Origin of the sequence: Pseudarthrobacter equi (genome assembly GCF_900105535.1) — a bacterium.
Lineage (GTDB): Bacteria > Actinomycetota > Actinomycetes > Actinomycetales > Micrococcaceae > Arthrobacter > Arthrobacter equi.
In genome coordinates this window covers 2,127,640-2,149,031 of record NZ_LT629779.1, presented here as the reverse complement: position 1 = coordinate 2,149,031, position 21,392 = coordinate 2,127,640, and the positions used below count along the sequence as shown (strand labels likewise).

The window sequence follows — 21,392 nt, the reverse complement described above, 5'->3', positions numbered from 1 at the left end:
ACAACGCCGGGACCGTCGCTCTCGGATAGAAACGCGGTGGCATCGCCGGAAAGGCCGGAATATCGCGGCGCGCCCTGCCCCTTGAGGCAAATATCGCCCACCGGGTGGCAGAGTTTCGATTGATAGTGATGCCAGGGTGGAGGATTTTGGATGCAGGATCTACGGCTTGTAGGCGTGCACGACGACGGGACTCACCTCCTGTTGAGCGGGGCCGGCGGCGAGATGTTCCGGCTGCCGATCGATGAAGCGCTCCGGACAGCGGGCCGGTCGGCTCCGAAGCCGACGCCGGAAAGGCCCGCCATTCCGATGTCCCCACGGGACATCCAGGCGCGGATCCGTGCCGGCGCTACGGCTGCCGATGTCGCAGAACTCTCCGGCCTGCCGCTTGCAAAAGTTGAGCGCTACGAAGGCCCGGTCCTTGCCGAACGTGAATACATTGCGCAGCAGGCCCGCAAGGTCGAAGTAGCCACGCCCTCCCCCGGCCACGACGTATACAGGTCCGCTTTCGGCGACAACCCCGCCACCTTGGACGAGATGGTGTCGCACCGGCTGACCGCCCACGGCATCGACCCCTCATCAGTGGAATGGGACTCCTGGCGCAGGCAGGACGGAACCTGGACCGTCACCGCAAGCTTCCAGGCAAAGACTGACGGCACTGCCGGTATCGGCGAGGAACCGCCGGCCACGTGGACTTTCAACCCCGTCCGGAAGGCACTGCAGAACACCAACCGCTGGGCCCAGCAGCTCAGTGAACTGGAGCCCCTGGATGGACCAGTTCCGGCCCGCCGCCTGTCGGCCGTCTCGGACCGGCCATTCGATTTCGAAACCGACGCCGATGCGGTGCGGACTGGCCCGCAGGGTGTCGTTGCAGTGCCCGGCAAGGAAGCTGATGGGCTGCTGGACATGCTCCGTTCCCGCCGGGGCCAGCGCCTGGGCGTCGACGAGGACTCGGATGATGCCCTTGCCATGCTCCTGACCCACGGGGTACCGGCGGCTCACCCGCGGCCGTCAGAGGTTGTCCCCGAACCTGAGGCTGAGGCCGACGTCGAAGAACCTGACAACGGGCAACAGGACGACCAGCCGGATACTCCCGCAGCAAAGGGCGATTCCTTCGTCCGCCGCCGTGATGCGAGGCCCTCCATGCTGTCCCGGCTAAGCCTGATCCCGCCTCACCGTGACGTTGAGGATGACGTCCTCCGATTGCACGAAGGCGTCAGCACGGAAACGCGCGAGGTCACCATCGTCGCGTCCCCGCAGAGCAGCGCATCCCAGCAGGACAGCCAGTCCGCTCCGGAACGCCCGGCTGACACGCCCTCCAACGACGCTCCCTCCGGGCGTGACAGCAGTACTAATGCAGGGTTGGACGAGCTGCTGGGCGGCGGCCAGCGCCGGTTCGCGTCGAGGAACGACGACGGCCAGTCCAGCGTGAAGGGGCAGTCGCCGGAAGCCGAGGCGCCCGAGCGCCAGCCTTCCCGCCCCAAGCGGTCCAGCGTCCCGTCGTGGGACGAGATTGTTTTCGGCACCCGCAGCGAATAGCGGTATATAGCAGCTCCTCCGGTTTTCACCGGGGACTTCGAATATGCAGCGGCAAAAGTTCGACTTGTGCTGTGCAGGGTCCCTGCGGGACTGGCGGCTATTAGGCGTGCAGCAACCAGTCTGTCCGGCTTCCCCATGGATCAGCGGGCAGTATGAAGGGTGTCGCGTAGAAGGCGTCCCACAGCGGATCGTCCGGGGAGAGATCGCCGGGTTCGATGAGGTCCCCACCGAGGAGTTCTCCGTCGAGTGACTCGTCGTCAGGTGGGTCCGCGAGCAGGTGTTCCGGAAAGACTGCAATGCCGGCAAGAATCTGCTCCTCCAACGACCATTGCGTTTCAGCTGATCCGTTGACAATCGTTCCCTCAGGCAGTTCCCCGCGCGTTTGCTCTACCGGCTCCTGTGCACTGGCCATTCTTTCGACCGCGTCAGTCCCGCCCTTCAAGATAACGTCGCTGCACACCGCCAGTTCTCCCCCCACGCGCGGCTCCCCGGTCAGGCCAGGTTCGTCGCCCGCACCAAAGTCCCCGGTGGAGGCAAACACTTCAGCCGCACCAAAGTCCCCAGTCGCCTCAGAGTCTCTAGCCGTCGTAAGTTCTCCAGCCTCGCGGACGTCTCCGGTGGCGCGTGGCTCCCCGGCCGCGCCAGCGTCGCCGCCCGGAGTGAGGTCTCCGGTCACGCCAGAGTCTCCGGCCGCGCCAGTGTCTTCATTCAGCGCCCTGTCCGGTGCCAGTTCAGAGAGTGCGGGTGGCCAGTGTGGTGGTTGGGGGTCGGGGTGTTGGCCCGGGTAGTGGCGGCCGGTGGGTGAGGTCCAGCCGGGTGGTTCGGTTGTGGTGGCGGGTGTGGGGTTCCAGGCGCTGTTGTGTTTGAGGCGGTGATGTTTCGGGCAGAGTTGTGCCAGGTTGCTGACTCCTGTTGTGCCGTGGTGTTGCCAGGCGGTGAGGTGGTCGGTGGGGTTGGTGCAGCCGGGGAACGTGCAGTGTCCGTCGCGCATCCTGATCCAGCGTTTCATCGCCTCCGACAGCCGGTAACTGGTCCTGCCAATCTCCAGCGGCGCACCGGTACGGGGGTCGACGAGGACCCGGTAAAACGAGGCCGCCCCGTCGGCGACGAGTTTGCGGGCCATCGCTGCCGGGATGGGCCCGTATCCGTCGAGGTCAGCCGGTTCGTCAGTGCTGCCCAACATTGTAAATATCGGAATGGTGACCAGCACGTCGGCTTTCGGCGCGGGGATCTTGCTGAGGTCAACGAAGTATGGGTCGGTCCCGGCGCCGGTTTCCTGGCCATCGATGGACCGGCCTGTGGCAGCGGCCCCGGTGTGGGCGCTCAAGAGGAGCGCGGCGGCGACGTCCGGCCGCAACTGGGTGAGGGTGCGGGTCTCTCGCGGTCCCTGGAGGCCGCGGGCGATGGCGGTGGTCTTGTTCCAGATGGCGCAGGCGGTGTCCCCGGGCAGGATCAGGGTAATTGTTGCCATCCCGTCGGCGCCGGGGCGGTATTCCATCCGCCGCTCCGCCACACACTTCGCATGCCGGATTGCAACGGAGGCGGGGTAGCTGCGTTCGCGCCAGGTCCTGACTTTCCGGCGGAACAGGTGCGCCACCAGGTCACCGGGCGCAGACCCCCGGGCACGGTTGGGGGCGTCCGGGTCGAAGAAATGCGCCACCAACGCCTCGGCCCCCTCGGCGGCGAGGCAGTCGGTTTCGTCGGCCACGATCACCGCATGCCGCCACGACACCGCACCCGCCGCCAGTGCGGCCGCGACCGTCGGCATCGCACAGACTTTGCGGGATTGGCTGATGAACGCTGAGGCGGCGCCCGGGCTGAGCGTCAGGACCCCGGCGACCTCCGCCGTCGTGGACATCTCCACAAACGCCCGCTCCGACCCTGTGGCCTCCGGCGGTGTCATCGCCTCCTGGAACTCCGCGAAATCCGCGGCGTCCGCTGCCATTCCGGCCGCGGCCTGGGCCTCCAAATGCTTCCAGAGCGCCAGCCGCTGCAGCCGCAGCTCCGACCTCCGCTCCAACACATCAACACCGGTAAGAATGGAACCGGAGACACCGGCCGCGCCCGTGCCACCCGGACCAACGAGGACGTCAGAACCGGTCCCCGCCAGGTCCAGACTGCCCGCACAGGGTTCACCCTCAAGCCATGAGTCCTCAAGGAACAGGGCGTCGAGGCCAGCAACAGAGGCCCGAAGACTCTCCATCGCTGCTGCTCCAACGCCTGCGTTTCCCATATAGACATCATCGCGCGAGGGTCTGACATTGATGCCGGTACGCGCAGCCACCTCCGACGGACCACACTCGGGGCGGTCCAAGTTCCGAATCCGGGAACGCCAACAGAAATAGCTAGGCCCCGGTCCCCGCGGCCGGTCCCCCGGATCCGTGCCAGAGGCATGCATCAACGTCGAACGGCAGGAGCTGGTCCTGCTCCGCCATCAGGTTGGCCCCATGGGCGGTGACACGGCGCATGAAGTGCCGCCGGCAGAGGGTCTCGTACCCCACCACCGGGACGTGGTGGCCGGCCACAGCCACGGCTCCGTCCACTGCCATGTCCACGTCGCCCACCACCACCTGGGCACCCTCGGTGACCATGACGCCGTCGACCGTCCTGGCGTTGTGCGTAGCGCGGCGCCCGCACCAGCACAAAGCCTCAACCTGCAGGACCTGGACGCGGTCAGCGAGTTCGATCAGCCGCTGCGAGCCCGGAAACAGCCTGGTCCGGAAGTCCGCAGTGATCCCGAACGCGAAAACATCCACGTCGATCTCATCCACCACTTTGGCGAGCTGCTCCACCTGCTCGGGCGTGTAGAACTGCGCTTCGTCGCAGATGAGGTAGTCGACGCGCTGGCCGTGGGTCCGCCGGCGCATGACTTCCTCCCAGAAGTCCGTGCCGTCCACCACCTCTACGGCGTCGGTTTCCAGGCCCAGTCGGCTGGAGATGCGTGATTCGCCGGCACGGTCGTTCCGGCTGAACCGTACTCCGCCACGGCCTCGGACCCGGTGGTTGTGGTCCATCTGCAACGCGAGGGTGGACTTTCCGCAGTCCATCGTGCCGGAGAAAAAGACGAGTTCAGCCACGGCGGCGGCCATCCTTGCCGCCGCCGGCGGTGAGGCAGAGCAGCGGAACTTCGCGCTCCGCCTTGGTCAGCGACCCGTGCTGGCCCACCACTTCCATGGCGGTGGGGCGGCTGCGCCGGGTGTCGTAGAGCGCCAGGGAATCCCGCGCTGCGATCATCACGTCGCCGATCCTGCCTTCGACGGCGGGCCGCACCGCACCGAAGAGCCCGGCGGCCACAGCTTCGTCCCGGGTGAAAGCCCAGACCTTGCTGCCGAAGCGGTTCCGCCATGCGGTGAGCACCCGGTCCCGGCCCGCTGTTCCGGCGGACTCTTCGAGGTAGAGGTGGACCATGCGGGGTTCGCCTGCGGTGTGCCGTACGCCTTCCACCAGGGCGGGCTCGGCGGAGTAATCGATCCGGTGCGGTTCCGGCACGTCCAGCATTCCGTGGTCAGCGGTCAGGAGAATGGTGGTCCCGGCCGGAAGCGAGGTGCTGAGCCGCTTGACGGTGGCGTCGAGTTCCTCGAGCTGGTGTTCCCACTGCTGGGACTGGCAGCCGTAGCGGTGCCCGGCTTTGTCCAGTTCGTTCAGGTAGAAGTACATCAGCGAGGGCCCGCTGCCGGACATGGCATCCGCGGCGGACGCGGTACGCGCATGGGACGTGGTGCCGGAGATGAACCGCCCGCCGCGCAAGGCTGCGCGGGTCATAGGCGAATCCGCGAACTGGGGCAGGCTGATGGTGGTGACGTCGGCATGTTCGGCCGCCCGTTCGAGCACCGTGGGGTGGGGCTGCCAGTCGTTGGGGTCCACTCCCGGGTCCCAGTTCCCCAGCAGGTTGACCACCTTGTCCTGCTGCGGATCGAGGACGTCGTAGCCCACCATGCCGTGCTGGCCGGGCGGCAGGCCGGTGCCAAGGCTGGACAGGGCTGCGGCGGTGGTGGAAGGAAACGCGGAGTCGATCCATACGGGGACCTCTCCCTGCCCCGCCTGGATGACCGAGCGGAGGAACGGCGTGTGGGCGGACTTCTGCTTGAGCAGGTTCCGGCCCAGGCCGTCCGCCACCACAACGCAGACCCGTTGCGACGGCGGCAGCTTCAGCGTGTTCTCAAACCCGCCGATTCCGAGGCTGGCTGCGGCGCTGGTCAGCACCTCGGCCACGGAACGGTGTCCGTAGGCCGGTGCCGGGGGAAGGTCCGACGCCGGTCCAGACACTGCGGCGGCAGCTGCAGGGGCGGCCGGGGGTTCTTGGGGGCGCTCTTCGGGCATCAGCGCTGCTGGTGGCCGCGGCTGAGGCGCGTGCCGAACACGCCGGCGCGGGGCCGGGGCGGCAGTGACTGCACGTGGGGTACGGGCGAGGTGGACCCGGTGTTGACGGCCCGCAGGGCGCGGGCAAAGAGCTTCGCGTCCTGGACTGCCTGCAGCCCGTCGGCCTCTGCGCTGATCCGCAGGACGATGTCTTCCTGCGCAATCGTGCCGGTATAGCCGTGGTCCGCTTCGCATTGGGGATCGCCGCAGCTGGCAGGACCCATGTCCAGGCGCTGGCCACCGGACCAGGCGATGGACAGTGTCAGTTCCCGCACGGGATCGGACGGCTTGTAGTTCTGCGGCTGGGCGTACATGTAGCTGAGGACCACCGAACGGATCTGGGCCACGGGAACGGACTCCGTGGAGATCTGGGCAACGATCTGTTCGCCCGCTTCATCCAGTTGCTGGTCGTCCACGTGGGTGATGACCAGCATGTCCGCGGTGAGGACCAGCACCGTGATGTGACGGCGGACTTCAGCACGGTCAAAGTGGGTTTCCAGATGCACCAGGTGTGCCACGCAGTCGCGGCCGTCCAGGGCGTCGTCCACCACGTCCGCCACGAGGCGGGGATAGAAACCGGCCTTTTGGAGGGCGCCTTCCAGGCTTTGGCCCTGGGAACTGTGGCTGTGTGAGCTGTGGTGGCGGATGGCCTGGTTTTCGTTGCCGGGCGTTTCAGGCGCCGAGGCGGGAGGCTGGGAGCTCATTCCCCCATTTTCACAGATGCGCCGCTCACTTTGCCAACCGCCCGCTCACCGCAGGGGACAAACGAACGACAAACTCGGCACAGCCGAACGACAAACACATGACTAGCGCGCCACAAACACCGGCAGATGGCGCGGCCGGCCAGCCCGTGGACCACCGCAGTGTCAGCCCCGCATGGCCCGCCGTGCGCTGTCCGTGCGCTGGGCGGCGTTCCCGATGCGGACGTCGGCCGCCAGGATGGTGGCCCCATTCGTCCCGCAGAGCACCGGGTTGAACTCCACCAGGGCGATTTCGGGGTGGTTGTCCTTCATCCACGCCAGCCGCCCTGCCAGGTCCTCCAGGGCGGAAACGTCGACGGCGGGAAGTCCCTGGTAGCCGAACAGCTTCCGCGCTGCCCGGGGCGCCCGGATGAAGTCGTGGACGTCCGCGGCGGACAGCGGCGGCACCCGGTGCGACCAGTCATCCAGCAGGTTCACGGCATCGCCGGCCAGGCCGAAGGAGATCACAGGTCCCAGCAACGGGTCCTCAATGGCCCGGAACGTGCACGCTTGGCCTACCGGCGCCATGGACTGCACCTCCAGGGCCGGATCGCCATAGAGGGCGAGGGCACGGCGCATCTGGACCACATCCCGGCGCAGCGACTCGGCGTCCTGGATGTCCAGGCGGACGCCGCCCAGGTCGAGCCGGTGCCGCAGGGCGGGGTCCGTCGTCTTCACGGCCACCGGCCAGCCGAGGCCCTCGGCGGCTTCCACCGCTTCGTCAGGGGTGTCGAAGGCCGCGGATGGCAGCACGGAAATGCCGTAGTGCCCCAGCAGGGACGCGGCCGCCGCGGGGTCCAGTTGCTTTAGCTGCTCCCCCTTGACGTCGCGGAGCTGTACTTCAATCTCGGCGCGGGCCCGGGCGGGATCGCAGCCCGGCGGTTCCACAAAGTGGCCGTGGTCCCGCGACACCCACTCCGAGTACCGCACCACGGCGGCGAGCGCAGCCACGGCCGCGCCGGGGTTGGAGAAACATGGCACGGCCTTGTCTGCGGCCCCCACCATGCCTTCAACGTAGACGGAGTCGTCCAGGATGCCGGTGAACGCTGCCACCACGGGCTTTCCGGCCTCGGCGGAGACGTCGGCCAGCGATTCCGCGATGCTGTCCACCGTGAGTCCGCGGGCCGGCAGGAGTGCTGCGACGGCGGCATGGACGTGCGCGGGACGCAGTGCCTCAAGCAGTGCTGCGCGCAGGGCGGGCAAGGCCACCGAGCGGCCGGCGTCGAGGTCCACGCCGGTCACCAGCTGCTCAACGCTGAGGCCGTGGTCTGCTGCACTGTCCGCCACTACCTTGCCCAGCGCCTGGGAGTTGCTGAGGATGGCAAGGCCGGGCCCGGCGGGCAGCGGCTGGCCCGCGACAACCTGGGCCACATCCACCAGCTGCTCGATGGTTCCGACGCGAATGACGCCGGACTGGCGCAGCATCGAGTCCAGCGCCCCGCCCGGCGCCTGGGTGGTGCGGACGGCGTGGCCCGGCGGCAGGCGCAGGCCCATGGTGTCGGACTTGGCCACGATCACCGGTTTGGTGTGTGCCAGGCGCCGGGCGATGCGGGAAAACTTGCGCGGGTTGCCGATTGATTCCAGGTAGAGGCCCACGGCGGAGGTGTCGGCGTCGTCTTCCCAGTACTGCATGATGTCGTTGCCGGACACGTCGGCACGGTTCCCGGCGGAAAGAAACGTGGACATGCCGAGGCGCCTGCGGCTGGACGCCGCGTACAGGGACACGCCAATGGCTGCCGACTGGCTGAACAGCCCCAGCCCGCCGCGACGCGGCAGGGTGGGAGCCATGGAGGCGTTGAGCCGGATCTCCGGGTGCGTGTTGATGATGCCCAGGGAGGCGGGGCCGATGACCCGCATCCCGCTCGCGCGCGCCTGGCGCACAAGGTTCCGTTGCCGCTGAAGGCCGCGTTCGCCGTCGTCCGCGAAACCTGCGGAGGCGATCACCAGCCCTTTGACACCGGCGGCGGCGCAGTCCTCCACGACGGAGGGAACCTCCTCGTACGGCACGGCGATCACCGCGAGCTGCACGGGCTCGGGCACTTCGGTCAGCCGGCCGTAGGACAGCATGCCGGCCAGTTCCAGCGCCTCGGGATTGATGGCGTAGACGGGCCCGGAAAAGCCGCCTTCCACGATGTGCTCCAGCAGGTGGTAGCCCACGGTCCCCCACTTGCGGCTGGCGCCGATGACGGCCACGGACGACGGCGTCAGCAGGTCCCGCACGCTCCTCGCCTCGGCGCGGTGCTCGCGGGATTCCATGACGGCCCGTGATTTTTCGGTGGGGTCGATGTTGAATTCGAGGCTGACCACGCCGTCGTCGAAGTGGCGTTTGACGTCATAGCCGGCATCCGAGAAGACCATGAGCATTTTGCGGTTCTCGGGCAGCACCTCGGCGCTGAAACGCTGGATCCCGTTTTCGTGGGCCGCGGCGGCGAGGTGTTCGAGCAGGATGGAGCCGATTCCCCGGCCCTGGTGAGCGTCGGCGATGTTGAAGGCGACCTCGGCCTCGGCGGGATCGTCCAGCCGGTCGTAGCGGCCGATGCCGATGATTTCCCCGCGCATGGTGATGACGAACGCCACCCGGTCCTTGTAGTCCACTTCGGTGAACCGTTTGAGCTCCTTGGCTGACAGCCGTGCCTTGAAGGCGAAGAAGCGCATGTAAATTGAGTTCTGCGACTGTCCGGTATGGAAGGTCTGGATGGCCTCTGCATCGGACGGATGGATGGGCCGCAAATGGGCTGTCCCGCCGTCGCGCAGGACGACATCGGCTTCCCAATGTTCCGGATATTCGCCGTCCCCGGGCTGATCCACCATAGGCTTAGCCTAGCCAAAAACTGCCGCAGCGCAGCAGCACCCTGCCCGGCAACCCCAGTAACCGAAGGATTCACCACCCCCATGGCCCGCCGCCAAAGCCCAGCACCCGTCGCGGACACCACTCCCTTCACGGAGAACATCGTCGACATCGACGTCATTTCCGAGATGGAGGGTTCGTTCCTGGAGTACGCGTACTCCGTGATCTACTCGCGGGCACTGCCCGACGCCCGCGACGGGTTGAAGCCGGTGCAGCGCCGCATCCTGTACATGATGAGCGACATGGGGCTGCGGCCGGACCGCGGGCACGTCAAGAGCGCCCGGGTGGTGGGCGAGGTCATGGGTAAGCTGCACCCGCACGGTGACGCCGCCATCTACGACGCCATGGTGCGCATGGCGCAGGACTTCTCGCTGCGTTTGCCCCTGATCGACGGGCACGGCAACTTCGGCTCGCTCGACGACGGCCCGGCAGCTCCGCGGTACACGGAGGCCAGGCTGGCGCCCGCCGCCCTCACCCTCACCAACCACCTCGATGAAGACGTGGTGGACTTCGTCCCCAACTACGACAACCAACTCACTCAGCCGGACGTACTCCCGGCGGCCTTCCCCAACCTGCTGGTCAACGGCGCCACCGGCATCGCCGTCGGCATGGCCACGAACATGGCCCCGCACAACCTGGTGGAAGTTATCTCCGCGGCCCGGCACCTGATCGCCAACCCGGACGCCACCCTCGAAGACCTCATGCGGTTCGTCCCGGGCCCGGACCTGCCCAGCGGCGGCCGGATTGTGGGCCTGGACGGCATCCGCGACGCCTACGCCACCGGCCGGGGGTCCTTCAAGACCCGGGCCAAGGTGGAAGTGGAGCAGCTCTCGGCCCGCCGCACCGGCCTGGTGGTCACCGAACTGCCATACATGGTGGGCCCCGAAAAGGTCATTGAGAAGATCAAGGACGCCGTCAACGCCAAGAAGCTGACCGGCATCAGCGACATCGTGGACCTGACGGACCGCAAGCACGGGCTGCGCCTGGTCATCGAGCTCAAGAACGGCTTCAACCCCACCGCGGTGCTCCAGCAGCTCTACCGGTACACGCCGATGGAGGATTCCTTCGGCATCAACAACGTCACCCTGGTGGACGGGCAGCCGCAGACCCTCGGCCTGGTGGACCTGCTCTCCGTCTACGTCAACCACCGGATCGATGTTGTCCGCCGCCGCACCATCTTCCGGCTGGGCAAGAAGAAGGACCGGCTGCACCTGGTGGAGGGCCTCCTCATCGCCATCGTGGACATCGACGAGGTCATCCAGATCATCCGGTCCTCGGATGAGGCGGCCGCAGCCCGTGAGCGCCTGATGTCCATCTACGACCTCACCGAGATCCAGGCCAATTACATCCTGGAACTGCGGCTCCGCCAGCTGACCAAGTACTCGCGGATTGAGCTGGAGAAGGAACAGGACCAGCTGCGCCGCGAGATCGCCGAACTCGAAGCCATCCTCAACTCCGAGGAACTGCTCCGTTCGCTGGTGTCCGATGAACTCGCAGCGATTGCCGAGGAACACGGCACTCCCCGCCGCACCATCCTGCTGGAGTCCGAAGCCGTCTCCCCCACCGTCGCGGCAGAACTTGCCGGCAGCAAGAAGGGCAAGCCCGCTCCCCTGGCCCTGGAGATCGCCGACGACCCCTGCTGGGCCATCCTGACAGCCTCCGGGCAGATCGGGCGCACCAGCAACCAGGAGCCGCTGGCAGAAGCCGGACCGCGGAACAAGCACGACGTGTTCACGACAGTGGTGAAGACCTCAGCGCGCGGTGAGATCGCTGCCATCACCTCCCAGGGCCGGATGCTCCGCCTCCAGGTAATGGACATGCCGGTCCTGCCCCCCGTGGCGGGCCTGCCCAACATGGCCGGTGGTGTCCCGGCGAAGGACTTCCTCACGCTGCTGAAGGGCGAAACCCTGGTGGCCTTCGCCCCGCTGGACGAGGTTCTCGCCATCGGCACCGCCCAGGGCGTGGTGAAGAGGGTCCAGCCGGACTATCCGCTGAACCGCGAGGACTGGGAAGTCATCGCGCTCAAGGACAAGGATTTCGTGGTGGGCGTGGCACCGGCTGCGGCTGATGACACCGAACTGGTGTTCCTGACTGCCCAGGCCCAGCTGTTGAAGTTTGCCGCCTCCGCCGTGCGCCCGCAGGGCAGGACGGCCGGTGGAATGGCCGGCATCAAACTTGCCGCGGGCGACCGCGTGACGTTCTTCGGCGCGGTGCGCGCCCAGGACGAGGCCGCCGTCGTGGTCACCATTGCCGGCACCAACGGCGCCCTTCCGGGGACTGCCCCGGGCACGGCGAAGGTGACCGCGTTCTCCGAATACCCGGTGAAGGGCCGTGCCACCGCAGGGGTGCGCGCGCACCGGTTCCTGAAGGGCGAGGACACGTTGCTGCTGGCGTGGGCCGGTCATGGTCCCGCCAAGGCGTCCTCGTCCGCGGGCGTTGCCAGGTCACTTCCGCAGGAGCACGGCCGCCGCGATGGTTCCGGCATCCCCCTGTCCCAGGCCGTGGATGTAGTGGGTGCCGCGATGGCGTGGCCGGAGGCCGCCGCCGAGGCATAAACCGCACTCGAGGCAAAGTCCGCCCGCCACCGCTGCGCCGGATCAGGGTTCCCTGCTCCAGTTGTAGGGCGTGGTGGTGGAGACCTTGACCAGTCCGTACCGCTCAAGGATGGGGCGCGAGTATTCGGTGGAGTCGCTGTGGATCAGGGTCTTGCCGAGCTGCAGGGCGGATCGGGCACGCTGTGCGGTGAGGGCCCGGTAAATGCCTTGTCCGCGCCACGGCGCCAGCGTGGCCCCGCCCCAGATGCCGGCGAAGTCCGCACCTGCCACCGGTTCCAGGCGGCCGGCACTGACGATGCGGCCCTCGTGGCCTGCTGCCCACAGCTCGGTTCCGTCGCCGGCGGCCAACCGCCGCAGCAGGTCATCGGCCCGGGCTTCCGAGACGCTGTCCCCGAAAGCGACATCCTGCATGGCGCTCACGGCGCGGACGTCCGCTGGCCCAGTGACCTGCCGAAGCCACACCCCGGGCGGCAGGGGAACGTTCGCCACCAGGGCGGCAGCGGCACCAATCATGATCGATTCGGCGTCGGCGGGCACGAAGCCGTGGGCCAGCAGCGCCCCGTGCAGGCCCGGCGCAGAGTCGTGCCCGCGGGTCTTCCACTCCACGGACCGCACCGCAGGGTCCGCGCGGAAGTGCGCCACTGCCTGGCCCACCCACTCCGCGACAATGGCCGCAGACGCCCCGCCCAGGCCAGGCCAGCGTAGGTGACGAACCCGCGTCCGCCGTCGAACGTGGCGAGCCGCAGCGGGCCGAGCGCGACCACTGACCTGGCGCCGGCAACTTCGGGGGCGAGGCGCAGTTGGGAGTCGTAGGCGGCGAGGAACCGTGCAGCGTCCGGATGCTTCATTGCTTGTACTTTAGACTGCTCCCATGCCTATCGTGCCTGATGAGAAGGACTGGACCTGGGTCCTGGACCGCCCCTGCCCCGATTGCTCGTTCGACCCCTCCACCACCACACCGGCAACGGTCCCCGGCACCATCGAAAACATGCTGCCCCGGTGGCGGGCCGTCCTGCGCCGGCCGGAGGTTGCCGAGCGTCCCGACGACAACACCTGGTCCGCGCTGGAGTACGCCTGCCACGTTCGCGATGTGTTCAGCCTGTTCGACCAGCGCCTGAACCTGATGCTGGACTCCGACGACGCAAAGTTTGAGAACTGGGACCAGGACCTGACCGCCATCGAGAAGGACTACGCCAACGCCGATCCGGCAGTGGTCAACACCGAGCTGGCTGCCGAGGGGCAGCAGGTGGCGGAGTCCTTCGCCGGGGTCCGCGAATCCGACTGGGACCGCAAGGGGCTGCGCAGCAACGGTTCCGAGTTCACGGTCCTGACGCTCGCGCGCTATTTCCTGCACGACGTGGTCCACCACCTGCACGACGTCGACGGATAGTTCCGCTGGCAGGCGGCCCCGTGCGGGGCCGCCTGCGGCGGGGTTGCGCGGGCGGGTTGCCCGCGGTTGCCGGCGCCGGAACCCGGCGCAGGGCGCGTTCGCGTCAGGCTCGCAGCCCCGCCGCTGCCCGGCCGGCCTCCCGAAGTTCCGCGGCCGGCACAAGCGCCAACCGAACGTCGCCGGCCTGGATATCGGCGGCGTGGTGGGTAACCAGCACCACGGTCCGGTCCCGCAGGCCGGCCCTCAGGTCGTGCAGCATAGCGCTGGCCGATTCGGCATCCAGGTGCGCGGTGGGTTCGTCCAGAAGGATCACCTCGGCACCGGTCATCAGGGTGCGGGCCACCGCGAGGCGCTGGCGTTCGCCGCCACTGAGGAAAGCACCACCGGGACCGATCCGCGTGTCCAGTCCCGCGGGCAGCCGTTCCATCAGCCCGGCGAGGCCAACGGCGGCAATCACCGCTGCCATGTCCTGTTCGGTTGCGCTCTCCCCCGGATTGTCCTGTCCCCGGGTGCCCTGTTCCCGGGTGTCGTGTCCCCGCCGGTCGGGTTCCGCCGCGGTCCGCCCCAGAAGGAGGTTGCCTCGGATGGTGGAGTCGAAAAGGTGGGCCTCCTGGGGGCACCAGGCGACCCCTCCGGACACCCGGACACTTCCGGCGGCAGCCGGCAGGAATCCCAGCAGGACCGAGAGCAGCGTCGATTTCCCCGAGCCGGACGGGCCTGTGACGGCCAGCCAATGCCCGGGTCCGGCAACGGCATTGAGCCCGGTGAAGACCGGTGCGCTGCCGGGCCACGCCGCCGCGAGGTTCGCCAGCTCCAGCCCGGGAACGCCGCCCTCTCGCGCCGGCACCGGCTGCAGCCCGTCTGTGGCCCCGCCGTCGTCTTCCTGGGCATCGCTGGACGCATCCAGCGCCCCGGACGATGCCACGCGCTGCAGCACCGCGCGCAGGGCCGGGAACTGGCGCACCGCCGTCGTCATCGCCGAGTAGGGTTCCACGAGGGCAAGCAGCAGCAGGACCACGACGGCGGCAATAGCCGGCTCGATCCGTCCGTCCAGGACGGCGGGGGCGGCCAGCCACGCGCTGGCGAGCGCTGCGGCTCCGCACGCGGCAGCGGTGACCGCATGGCCCAGGCCCTCGGCCCAGGCCGACCGCTGGGAGGCGCCAGTTGCCTTACGGTCTTCGCCGCGGAGTCCGGCCAGCACCCGAGGTGCCACACCGTTGGCGGACACCTCCGCCCGGGCATCCAGGGCCGCCGAGATGCGGCGCAGCACACCGGAGCGCAGTACTTGCTCCGCCGTCGCCGACTTCCGGTCGCCCCAGAGCGCAAGCGCGGGCGCCAGCACCAGGCTGGCCGCGGCGGCGGCGATGACCGCCGGGAGCGCCGGCGGGACCACCAGCCAGGTGGTTCCCAATGCCAACACGGCGACCGCCACGGCCGTGACGGGGGGCAGCACCACCCGGGGCAGGAGGTCCCGGACGGTGTCGACGTCGTCGATGACGGTGCCCAGCACGTTCCCGCCCTGGAGGAGGCGGCGCAGGGCCAGGGCCCGGCGGCTCAGTGACGCCCACAGCCGTCCCCGGAGCCTGGTCAGCGCGGCGAACACGGCATCGTGCAGCAGCAGCCGTTCCCAGTACCGGAGCACTGCCCGGCCGATGCCGAAGAAGCGTACGCCAACGATGGCGGTCAGCAGGTAGAGGATGGGTGGCTGCTCGCTGGCTCGGATGATCAGCCAGCCGGACAACCCGGACAACGCCACCGCGAAGAGCGCTGCGAAAGTGCCCACGATGGCGGCCGCGGCGAATTTACCCCGCACCGGCGCCAGTAACGGAGCCAGGAGTCCCATGGCGCCTGCGCCGAAGCGGCCCGCGGTTCCGTTCTTGGCGTCGTCAGCGCGCGGGTTTGCGGCGCGCGGGTTCGTGGTGGGCCGCGTGGCCGCGGGCGGCGCCGCTGAAATCGCGGCAGGAAGGCCGGCGGAAGATGCCCTGGCCGGCAAGGTCTCCGGCTGGTTCGAAGGTTCCGGCGCCGTGGCACGGCCGCCAACCGGCACCAGCACGTCGGCGAGGCCGCGGGTCCGCTCCTCGTGGGCAACGAGGATGATCGTGACCTGGCCGCGCAGCCCGTGGATGGCGTCTTCGACGGCCTGCGCTGAATCGCTGTCCAGGTGCGCAGTGGGCTCATCGAGCAGGAGCACTGTTGCTCCGGCGTCAATCCTCGCCAGCCCGCGTGCCAGCGCAACGCGCCGCAGCTCGCCGGGGCTCAGCTCCGCAGGGTGTTTCGCGGCCAGGTGGCCGGCCCCGGCCCGGGTGAGGCAGGCGCGGGCGGTTTCCTCAGCCAGCGCAATGTCGTGGGCGTTGCGGGGGTTGGCGCCGAGGTAGAGCAGCACTTCGTCCAGCACTCTGTCGGCCACCAGCACGGGATGCTGCGGCACCCAGGCCACGGCGTTCCGGTCCAACCCGGCGACTGTCCCGGTAACGGAGGTCCCGGCCCCGTCCCCGATGGTGCCGGCCAGGACGCCCAGTACCGTGCTCTTGCCGGCACCGCTGGGGCCGTCCAGGGCGGTGATCCGGCTCTGTGGCGCCTCAAACGACAGGGGTCCGACGGCGGCGCGGGACCTTCCGCGGTAGGTCACGGTGAGGCCGGTGACGGTGAGCGGCGCTCCGGGCCGTCCCGCCGGCACGGCAAGCAGCGGCTTCGCCTCGAGGGCGTCCGTGACGGCATTGACGCCGGCCAGGGCCACCCGGCCGTCGTCGCTGGCGTGGTGTGCCGTGCCAAGCTCACGAAGCGGCAGGTAGCAGTCCGGCGCGAGGATCAGGGCCAGCAGCCCGGCTTCGAGTGGCATGTCGCCGTGCACCAGTCGCACGCCGATGAACACGGCAACCACGGCCACGGAGATGGTGGCAATGAGTTCCAGTGCCAGGGCGGAGAGGAATGCGGTGCGCAGGGTCCCCATGGTGCGCGAGCGGTATTCCTCGGAGATCTCTTCGAGGGCTTTGCGCTGGGCCGTGGCCCGGCCCAGGCCCACCAGAACGGGGAGTCCCTTGGCGAGTTCCAGCATGTGGGCCGAGAGCCTGGCCAGCGACGCCTGGGCCTCGCGCACGTTGTCCTCGGTGTAGCGGCCAATGAGCACCATGAACAGCGGCACCAGGGGCACGGTCAGGACGATCACCACTGCGCTGACCCAGTCCGCGAAGAGGATCCTGGCGCCGAGCAGCAGCGGCACGGCGGCACAGTTTACGAGCGCCGGCAGGAACTGGGTGTAGTAGCTGTCCAGGGCGTCCAGGCCGCGGGTGGCCAGCACGGCGAGGCCACCGTCCGCCGGGCCGGTTTCCCGCACCCCGTTGCGCAGCGTCCGCTCCAGGAGCCCGGCCCGCAGTTCCTCCTTGATGCCCAGCGCGGCCCGCCGGGCGGCCACAGCCTGCCCCCACACGGTGATGGACCGCAGGACCACGCCGGCCATGCCCAGCGTGATCTGGTCCACGTGCACGGCTTCCCCGCCCGCCAGCCCGGCAAGGGCGGCCGCCACCGCCTGTCCCATCAGGACGAGCGAGAGTGCCTTCAGGGCTGCGAGCAGGCCGAGCCAGTAGACGGCGGAACGGGTGGCGGGTCCCGGCGTGAGCATGGGCCGCACGTCAGCCCTTGGTGGTGAACGCCTTGACGGCGATGGCAGGCAGGAAGCTGTGGGCTTCCGGAATGGACTCGGTGCTGACCCGGCGGCGGAACACCCAGTACGTCCATGCCTGGTAGGCGATCACGAGCGGAAGGCCGAACGCGGCCACGATGGTCATGAGCCCCAGGGTGTAGTCCGAGGACGAGGCGTTGGCAATGGTCAGGTCAAAGGCGGTGTCCAGGGTGGAGGGCAGCACCACGGGGAACACGGCGCCGAAGATGGAGGCCGTGCCGAGCACCAGGAAAGCGCCGAGCGCCAGGAACGCCCTGCCTTCGGCACCGGCGCGGGCCAGCATCCAGGCGGTGGCGGCTGCGGCCACCGCCAGCACCACGAGGGCCCAGGTCCAGGGCTTGCCGTCCAGGAACTGGATGCTGAGCGCCCAGGCCGCGATGGGAAGGATCAGCACCGGAAGCAGGCGCACGAACCAGGCGCGGGCACGGTGCCGGACCTCGCCGTCGGTCTTCAGGGCAAGGAAGGCCAGCGCGTGGACCAGGGAGAAGCCAACCACGGCCGCCCCGCCCAATACGGCGTAGCCGCTGAACCAGGCAAATGGGCCGCCTTCGCGGTCGCCGTTGGCATTGAGGGGCAGCCCGGTAGTGGTCAGGGCCAGCGCGGCTCCAACGCCGAAGGCGGCGAAAAAGCATCCCAGGGCAATGGCCCAGTCCCACCGGGCACGCCAGCGGTCCGTGTCCACCTTGCCGCGGTACTCGAAGGCCACGGCGCGGAAGATCAGGGCCACGAGGACCACCAGGAGGGGCAGGTAGAGGGCCGAGAACAGGGAGGCGTACCAGAGGGGGAAGGCTGCAAACGTGGCACCGCCGGCGGTCAGCAGCCACACCTCGTTGCCGTCCCAGACCGGGCCGACCGTGTTCAGCAGGACGCGGCGTTCGGTGTTGTTCCGCGCGAAGATCTTCATCAGCATCCCCACGCCGAGGTCAAAGCCCTCAAGGAAGAGGTAGCCGGTCCACAGCACCGCAATGGCGATGAACCAGATGGTGGGCAGCAGTTCCATTGTCGAATTCCTCTGCTCTTAGTAGGCGAAGGCCAGGACGTCGTCGGCGGGCTTGGCGCCGCCCGGTCCGCCGGAGCCCGGCGTTTGGTCCTCGTTCTCGTCAGCGGGGACATGGGCCAGTTCGGGCATGGCGGACACCACGCCGCCGCGGATGTACTTCACCAGCAGCTTGACCTCCACCACCAGCAGCACGGCGTAGACCGCTGTCAGGGTGACCAGTGACGCCACCAGCTCGCCCGCCGAAACCCCTGGTGAGACGGCCGCGGCCGTGAACATGAACACCTGGTCGATGCCGCTGGGATCGGGGTTGGGAGCCACCACGAACGGCTGCCGGCCCATCTCAGTGAAGATCCAGCCGGCAGCGTTGGCGCCGAACGGGGCGAGGATGCCGAAGATGGCAAGGCGCATGAGCCACGGCGATTCCGGCACGGTGCCCTTCCGGGTCAGCCACAGGGCCACCACAGCCGCCAGCGCGGCGAGTCCGCCGAAGCCGATCATCATCCGGAAGCCCCAGTAGGTGACCTCCATGACGGGCAGGTACTCAATTTCCTGGCCGGCACGCTCACCGTAGATGGGATTGTCCGGCAGGTGGGTGCCGTAGTTCTCCTTGTACTCGGGCAGCAGCGTGTTCACGCCCTTCACCTCGGTGGTGAAGTCGCCCTTGGCCAGGAAGGACAGGATTCCGGGGACCTCGATGACGGCCACGATGTCGTCGCAGTTCTGGGAGCCGATGTTGCCGATGCTCAGCACGGAGAACCCGGTGCCGTCGTGGCAGGCCGCCTCCGCTGCAGCCATCTTCATGGGCTGCTGTTCGAACATGAGCTTGCCCTGCAGGTCACCGGTGACGGCGGTTCCGGCGAAGGAGATCATGGCCACCACGGCGCCGATGCGCAGTGAACGGATCCAGACACTGTGGTCAGCCCGGTCACGTCCGGGGATCGTGGCGGACTCGCCGGGAACCACCTTGCCGTCGGCACCCATGGTATCGATGCCGTCGCGGCGCCGGCGCCACAGGTGGTACCAGGCGATGCCGAGCAGGAAGCCGCCGGCCACCGCAAGGGCGCCGAAGAGGGTGTGCGGGACGGCAACAAGGGCGGTGTTGTTGGTGAAGACGGCCCAGGCATCGGTCATGACCGGGCGTCCGTCGATCATTTCGACGCCCACCGGGTGCTGCATCCAGCTGTTGGCCACGATGATGAAGTAGGCGGAGAAGACCGATCCGATCACCGCCACCCAGAGGCAGGCCAAGTGGATGCCGGGTTTCAGCTGCTTCCAGCCAAAGATCCACAGTCCCAGGAAGGTGGACTCGACGAAGAAGGCCAGCAGCGCTTCCAGGGCCAGGGGTGCGCCGAACACATCGCCGACGAACCGGCTGTATTCGCTCCAGGCCATGCCGAACTGGAACTCCTGGACGATTCCGGTGGCCACGCCCATGATGAAGTTGATGAGGAAGAGCTTGCCCCAGAACTTGGTCATCCGCAGATATTCGGGCTTGCCGGTGCGGTGCCAGGCCGTCTGGATGATGGCCACCACCAGGCCCAGGCCGATGGTCAGCGGGACCATCATGAAGTGGTAGACGGTGGTGATGCCGAATTGCCAGCGTGCGATTTCCAAGGCGTCCAACGCAGGTCCCTACTATAGGCCAACTCAAACTTCTACGTTTCGTAGAAGTTCAACTTCTACAGAGTGTAGAACAACTTGCTGTCCGACGGAAAACGCACCGCCGCTACCAGCATGCTGCTTAACGGCCGGACGCGCCACGTGTTCTACCCAACGTAGAAAGTCCGGCGGTTTCAGGGTAAATTTGAACCTGTAGTTGTTTAACCGTTGAACAGTCACCGGCGCAGGAAGCGCGCGGTGCGGGGACAAAAAGGAAAAGTGCAATGGCTAGTCTTGGTGAACTGGAACGGGCAGTGATGGACCTGCTCTGGGCGGGCCAGGAAGCAGCCACGGCCAACACGCTGCGGGACCAGTTGGCCCGCACGTCCGCCGCGCAGGGCGGCCCCGGCCATGAGGGCAAGGAACTCGCGGTGACCACCGTGCTGACGGTGCTGTCGAGGCTGGAAAAGAAGGGCCTTGTGGAGCGGGAACGCGGAACCCGTCCGCACCGCTACCAGGCGGTATCCAGCCGGGCGGACCACACGGCCGAACTCATGCACGAGGTGCTGGGGTCGGCTCCGGACCGCGAGGCCGTACTGGCCCGGTTCATTGGATCCGTCTCCGAAGGTGAAGCCGAAACACTGCGCAAACTGCTGGGTCACGTCTAGCCCACCATGTTCTGGGCCTCATACCTGCTGGCGGTCCTGGCGATCATACTGGCGTGGCCGGTACCCATCCTGCTGTCACGCGCGCAGTGGCCCGCGCGGTCGCCGTTTACGGCCATGCTGCTCTGGCAGGCCATCGCCCTGGCAGGTGGCCTGTCGATGATCGGTGCCATGCTGGTGTACGGCCTGGAGCCCATCGGAGACAACCTGATCGCAGGGCTCCGGTCCCTGGCCGGCATGGTGCTCTTCAACGCCCCCACCACGGCCCTGGGGTTCTGGCACATCTTCGCACTGTCTGCAGCAGCCTTGCTGACGGCCCACCTTGTCTTCACCCTGCTGCTGACCTACTACCGGATCCAGCGGCAGCGGCGGCGCCACCGCGAGCTGCTGGCCCTGCTGGCGTCGCCGTCAGGCCAGGACACCGCCACGCTGGTCATCAGCCATGATTCCCCGGTGGCCTATTGCCTGCCCGGCGGAGCACGGTCTGTCACCGTCCTGTCCGATGGCCTCATGGCGGCCCTTGAGCCCGAAGAGCTCCAGGCCGTCCTGACCCACGAGAACGCCCACCTGAGCCAGCGGCACCACCTGCTGCTGTGGGCGTTTGCTGCGTGGCGCCAGGCCCTCCCCTGGCTGCCCACCACGCGTCTGGCACAGGAATCCGTGAGCTCACTGATCGAGATGCTGGCCGACGATGTTGCGCTTCGAACGGCCAGCAAAGCCACGCTTATCAAGGCCATCGCCATCGTGGCCAGCGGTTCGCCTGCCGGAACGAACGGGCACGGCGGTGGCCAGCCCGCTCCCGGGATGGCGTTGTCAGGCCTTGAAGCTGCCGCCGGAACCGGCGGCTCCGACTCCACCCGCACTACGGCGTCCCGGGTCAGCCGCCTGCTCTCGCCACAGCCAGAACTGCCGCGGGCCGCACGGAGCCTGGTCCTCACCGCGTGCGTGCTGTTGCTGGCGCTCCCCACCGCCTTGCTGGTGGTGCCCGGCCTGCTTGGCTGAACCTCCCGCCGTCGTGCCT

The 21,392-nt window shown here is 68.2% G+C and carries 14 protein-coding genes; 5 read left to right on the top strand and 9 right to left on the bottom strand.

Going from position 1 to position 21,392, the window contains the following annotated elements:
• Positions 1–150 precede the first annotated feature (150 nt).
• The gene (gene sepH, locus BLT71_RS09635; protein WP_091719576.1) at positions 151–1,536 is read left to right on the top strand and encodes a septation protein SepH; all 1,386 of its coding nucleotides are present in this window, start codon (positions 151–153) and stop codon (positions 1,534–1,536) included.
• Positions 1,537–1,636: 100 nt separating this feature from the next.
• Here the strand turns inward: sepH and BLT71_RS09630 are convergent, their stop codons facing one another.
• From BLT71_RS09630 to BLT71_RS09610, 5 genes are all read right to left on the bottom strand, one after another.
• Complete coding sequence (locus BLT71_RS09630) at positions 1,637–3,769, bottom strand: HNH endonuclease signature motif containing protein (protein WP_231994494.1); 2,133 nt, start codon at positions 3,767–3,769, stop codon at positions 1,637–1,639.
• 112 nt (positions 3,770–3,881) lie between these two features.
• Positions 3,882–4,613, bottom strand: a complete 732-nt coding sequence (locus BLT71_RS09625) for a thymidine kinase (protein WP_091723938.1) — start codon at positions 4,611–4,613, stop codon at positions 3,882–3,884.
• The gene (locus BLT71_RS09620) at positions 4,606–5,856 is read right to left on the bottom strand and encodes an alkaline phosphatase family protein (RefSeq protein ID WP_091719574.1); all 1,251 of its coding nucleotides are present in this window, start codon (positions 5,854–5,856) and stop codon (positions 4,606–4,608) included. Before BLT71_RS09620 ends, BLT71_RS09625 begins: the two co-directional genes overlap by 8 nt.
• On the bottom strand, positions 5,856–6,599 hold the full coding sequence (locus BLT71_RS09615) for a DUF5998 family protein (protein WP_043793886.1): 744 nt from the start codon (positions 6,597–6,599) through the stop codon (positions 5,856–5,858). The genes BLT71_RS09620 and BLT71_RS09615 overlap by 1 nt, the downstream gene beginning before the upstream one ends.
• Positions 6,600–6,761: 162 nt before the next feature.
• Positions 6,762–9,446 carry a bifunctional acetate--CoA ligase family protein/GNAT family N-acetyltransferase gene (locus BLT71_RS09610; RefSeq protein ID WP_091719572.1) on the bottom strand — a complete coding sequence of 895 codons (2,685 nt, stop codon included), beginning with the start codon at positions 9,444–9,446 and terminating at the stop codon, positions 6,762–6,764.
• An 81-nt stretch (positions 9,447–9,527) separates the two neighbouring features.
• Between BLT71_RS09610 and BLT71_RS09605 the strand changes: the two genes are divergently transcribed.
• The gene (locus BLT71_RS09605) at positions 9,528–12,038 is read left to right on the top strand and encodes a DNA gyrase/topoisomerase IV subunit A (RefSeq protein WP_091719570.1); all 2,511 of its coding nucleotides are present in this window, start codon (positions 9,528–9,530) and stop codon (positions 12,036–12,038) included.
• 42 nt (positions 12,039–12,080) lie between these two features.
• Here the strand turns inward: BLT71_RS09605 and BLT71_RS09600 are convergent, their stop codons facing one another.
• The gene (locus BLT71_RS09600; protein WP_407681241.1) at positions 12,081–12,692 is read right to left on the bottom strand and encodes a GNAT family N-acetyltransferase; all 612 of its coding nucleotides are present in this window, start codon (positions 12,690–12,692) and stop codon (positions 12,081–12,083) included.
• A 217-nt stretch (positions 12,693–12,909) separates the two neighbouring features.
• On the opposite strand from BLT71_RS09600, the gene BLT71_RS09595 reads away from it, so the two are divergent.
• Positions 12,910–13,428, top strand: coding sequence for a DinB family protein (locus BLT71_RS09595; protein WP_091719568.1), 519 nt, complete (start codon positions 12,910–12,912; stop codon positions 13,426–13,428).
• Positions 13,429–13,531: 103 nt separating this feature from the next.
• On the opposite strand, the gene cydD is transcribed toward BLT71_RS09595, so the two are convergent.
• Genes cydD through BLT71_RS09580 form a run of 3 tightly spaced genes read right to left on the bottom strand, consistent with a single transcriptional unit; the run spans position 13,532 to position 19,730 of the window.
• Complete coding sequence (gene cydD, locus BLT71_RS09590; protein WP_091719566.1) at positions 13,532–17,047, bottom strand: thiol reductant ABC exporter subunit CydD; 3,516 nt, start codon at positions 17,045–17,047, stop codon at positions 13,532–13,534.
• A gap of 10 nt (positions 17,048–17,057) precedes the next feature.
• Positions 17,058–18,107 carry a cytochrome d ubiquinol oxidase subunit II gene (cydB, locus tag BLT71_RS09585; protein ID WP_091719565.1) on the bottom strand — a complete coding sequence of 350 codons (1,050 nt, stop codon included), beginning with the start codon at positions 18,105–18,107 and terminating at the stop codon, positions 17,058–17,060.
• A gap of 18 nt (positions 18,108–18,125) precedes the next feature.
• Positions 18,126–19,730 carry a cytochrome ubiquinol oxidase subunit I gene (locus BLT71_RS09580; RefSeq protein WP_091719563.1) on the bottom strand — a complete coding sequence of 535 codons (1,605 nt, stop codon included), beginning with the start codon at positions 19,728–19,730 and terminating at the stop codon, positions 18,126–18,128.
• Positions 19,731–19,990: 260 nt separating this feature from the next.
• On the opposite strand from BLT71_RS09580, the gene BLT71_RS09575 reads away from it, so the two are divergent.
• Positions 19,991–20,374 (top strand): BlaI/MecI/CopY family transcriptional regulator, encoded by a 384-nt coding sequence (locus BLT71_RS09575; RefSeq protein WP_015936823.1) that lies wholly within the window; start codon positions 19,991–19,993, stop codon positions 20,372–20,374.
• A gap of 6 nt (positions 20,375–20,380) precedes the next feature.
• On the top strand, positions 20,381–21,373 hold the full coding sequence (locus BLT71_RS09570) for a M56 family metallopeptidase (RefSeq protein WP_091719561.1): 993 nt from the start codon (positions 20,381–20,383) through the stop codon (positions 21,371–21,373).
• Positions 21,374–21,392 lie beyond the last annotated feature (19 nt).

What these genes read in the sequence shown, in the direction of transcription:
- BLT71_RS09610 (WP_091719572.1), bottom strand. Translation starts at nt 9,446, where the DNA reads ATGGTGGATCAGCCCGGGGACGGCGAATATCCGGAACATTGGGAAGCC.
- BLT71_RS09630 (WP_231994494.1), bottom strand. Translation starts at nt 3,769, where the DNA reads ATGGGAAACGCAGGCGTTGGAGCAGCAGCGATGGAGAGTCTTCGGGCC.
- sepH (WP_091719576.1), top strand. Translation starts at nt 151, where the DNA reads ATGCAGGATCTACGGCTTGTAGGCGTGCACGACGACGGGACTCACCTC.
- BLT71_RS09605 (WP_091719570.1), top strand. Translation starts at nt 9,528, where the DNA reads ATGGCCCGCCGCCAAAGCCCAGCACCCGTCGCGGACACCACTCCCTTC.
- BLT71_RS09615 (WP_043793886.1), bottom strand. Translation starts at nt 6,599, where the DNA reads ATGAGCTCCCAGCCTCCCGCCTCGGCGCCTGAAACGCCCGGCAACGAA.
- cydB (WP_091719565.1), bottom strand. Translation starts at nt 18,107, where the DNA reads ATGGAACTGCTGCCCACCATCTGGTTCATCGCCATTGCGGTGCTGTGG.
- BLT71_RS09620 (WP_091719574.1), bottom strand. Translation starts at nt 5,856, where the DNA reads ATGCCCGAAGAGCGCCCCCAAGAACCCCCGGCCGCCCCTGCAGCTGCC.
- cydD (WP_091719566.1), bottom strand. Translation starts at nt 17,047, where the DNA reads ATGCTCACGCCGGGACCCGCCACCCGTTCCGCCGTCTACTGGCTCGGC.
- BLT71_RS09575 (WP_015936823.1), top strand. Translation starts at nt 19,991, where the DNA reads ATGGCTAGTCTTGGTGAACTGGAACGGGCAGTGATGGACCTGCTCTGG.
- BLT71_RS09570 (WP_091719561.1), top strand. Translation starts at nt 20,381, where the DNA reads ATGTTCTGGGCCTCATACCTGCTGGCGGTCCTGGCGATCATACTGGCG.
- BLT71_RS09595 (WP_091719568.1), top strand. Translation starts at nt 12,910, where the DNA reads ATGCCTATCGTGCCTGATGAGAAGGACTGGACCTGGGTCCTGGACCGC.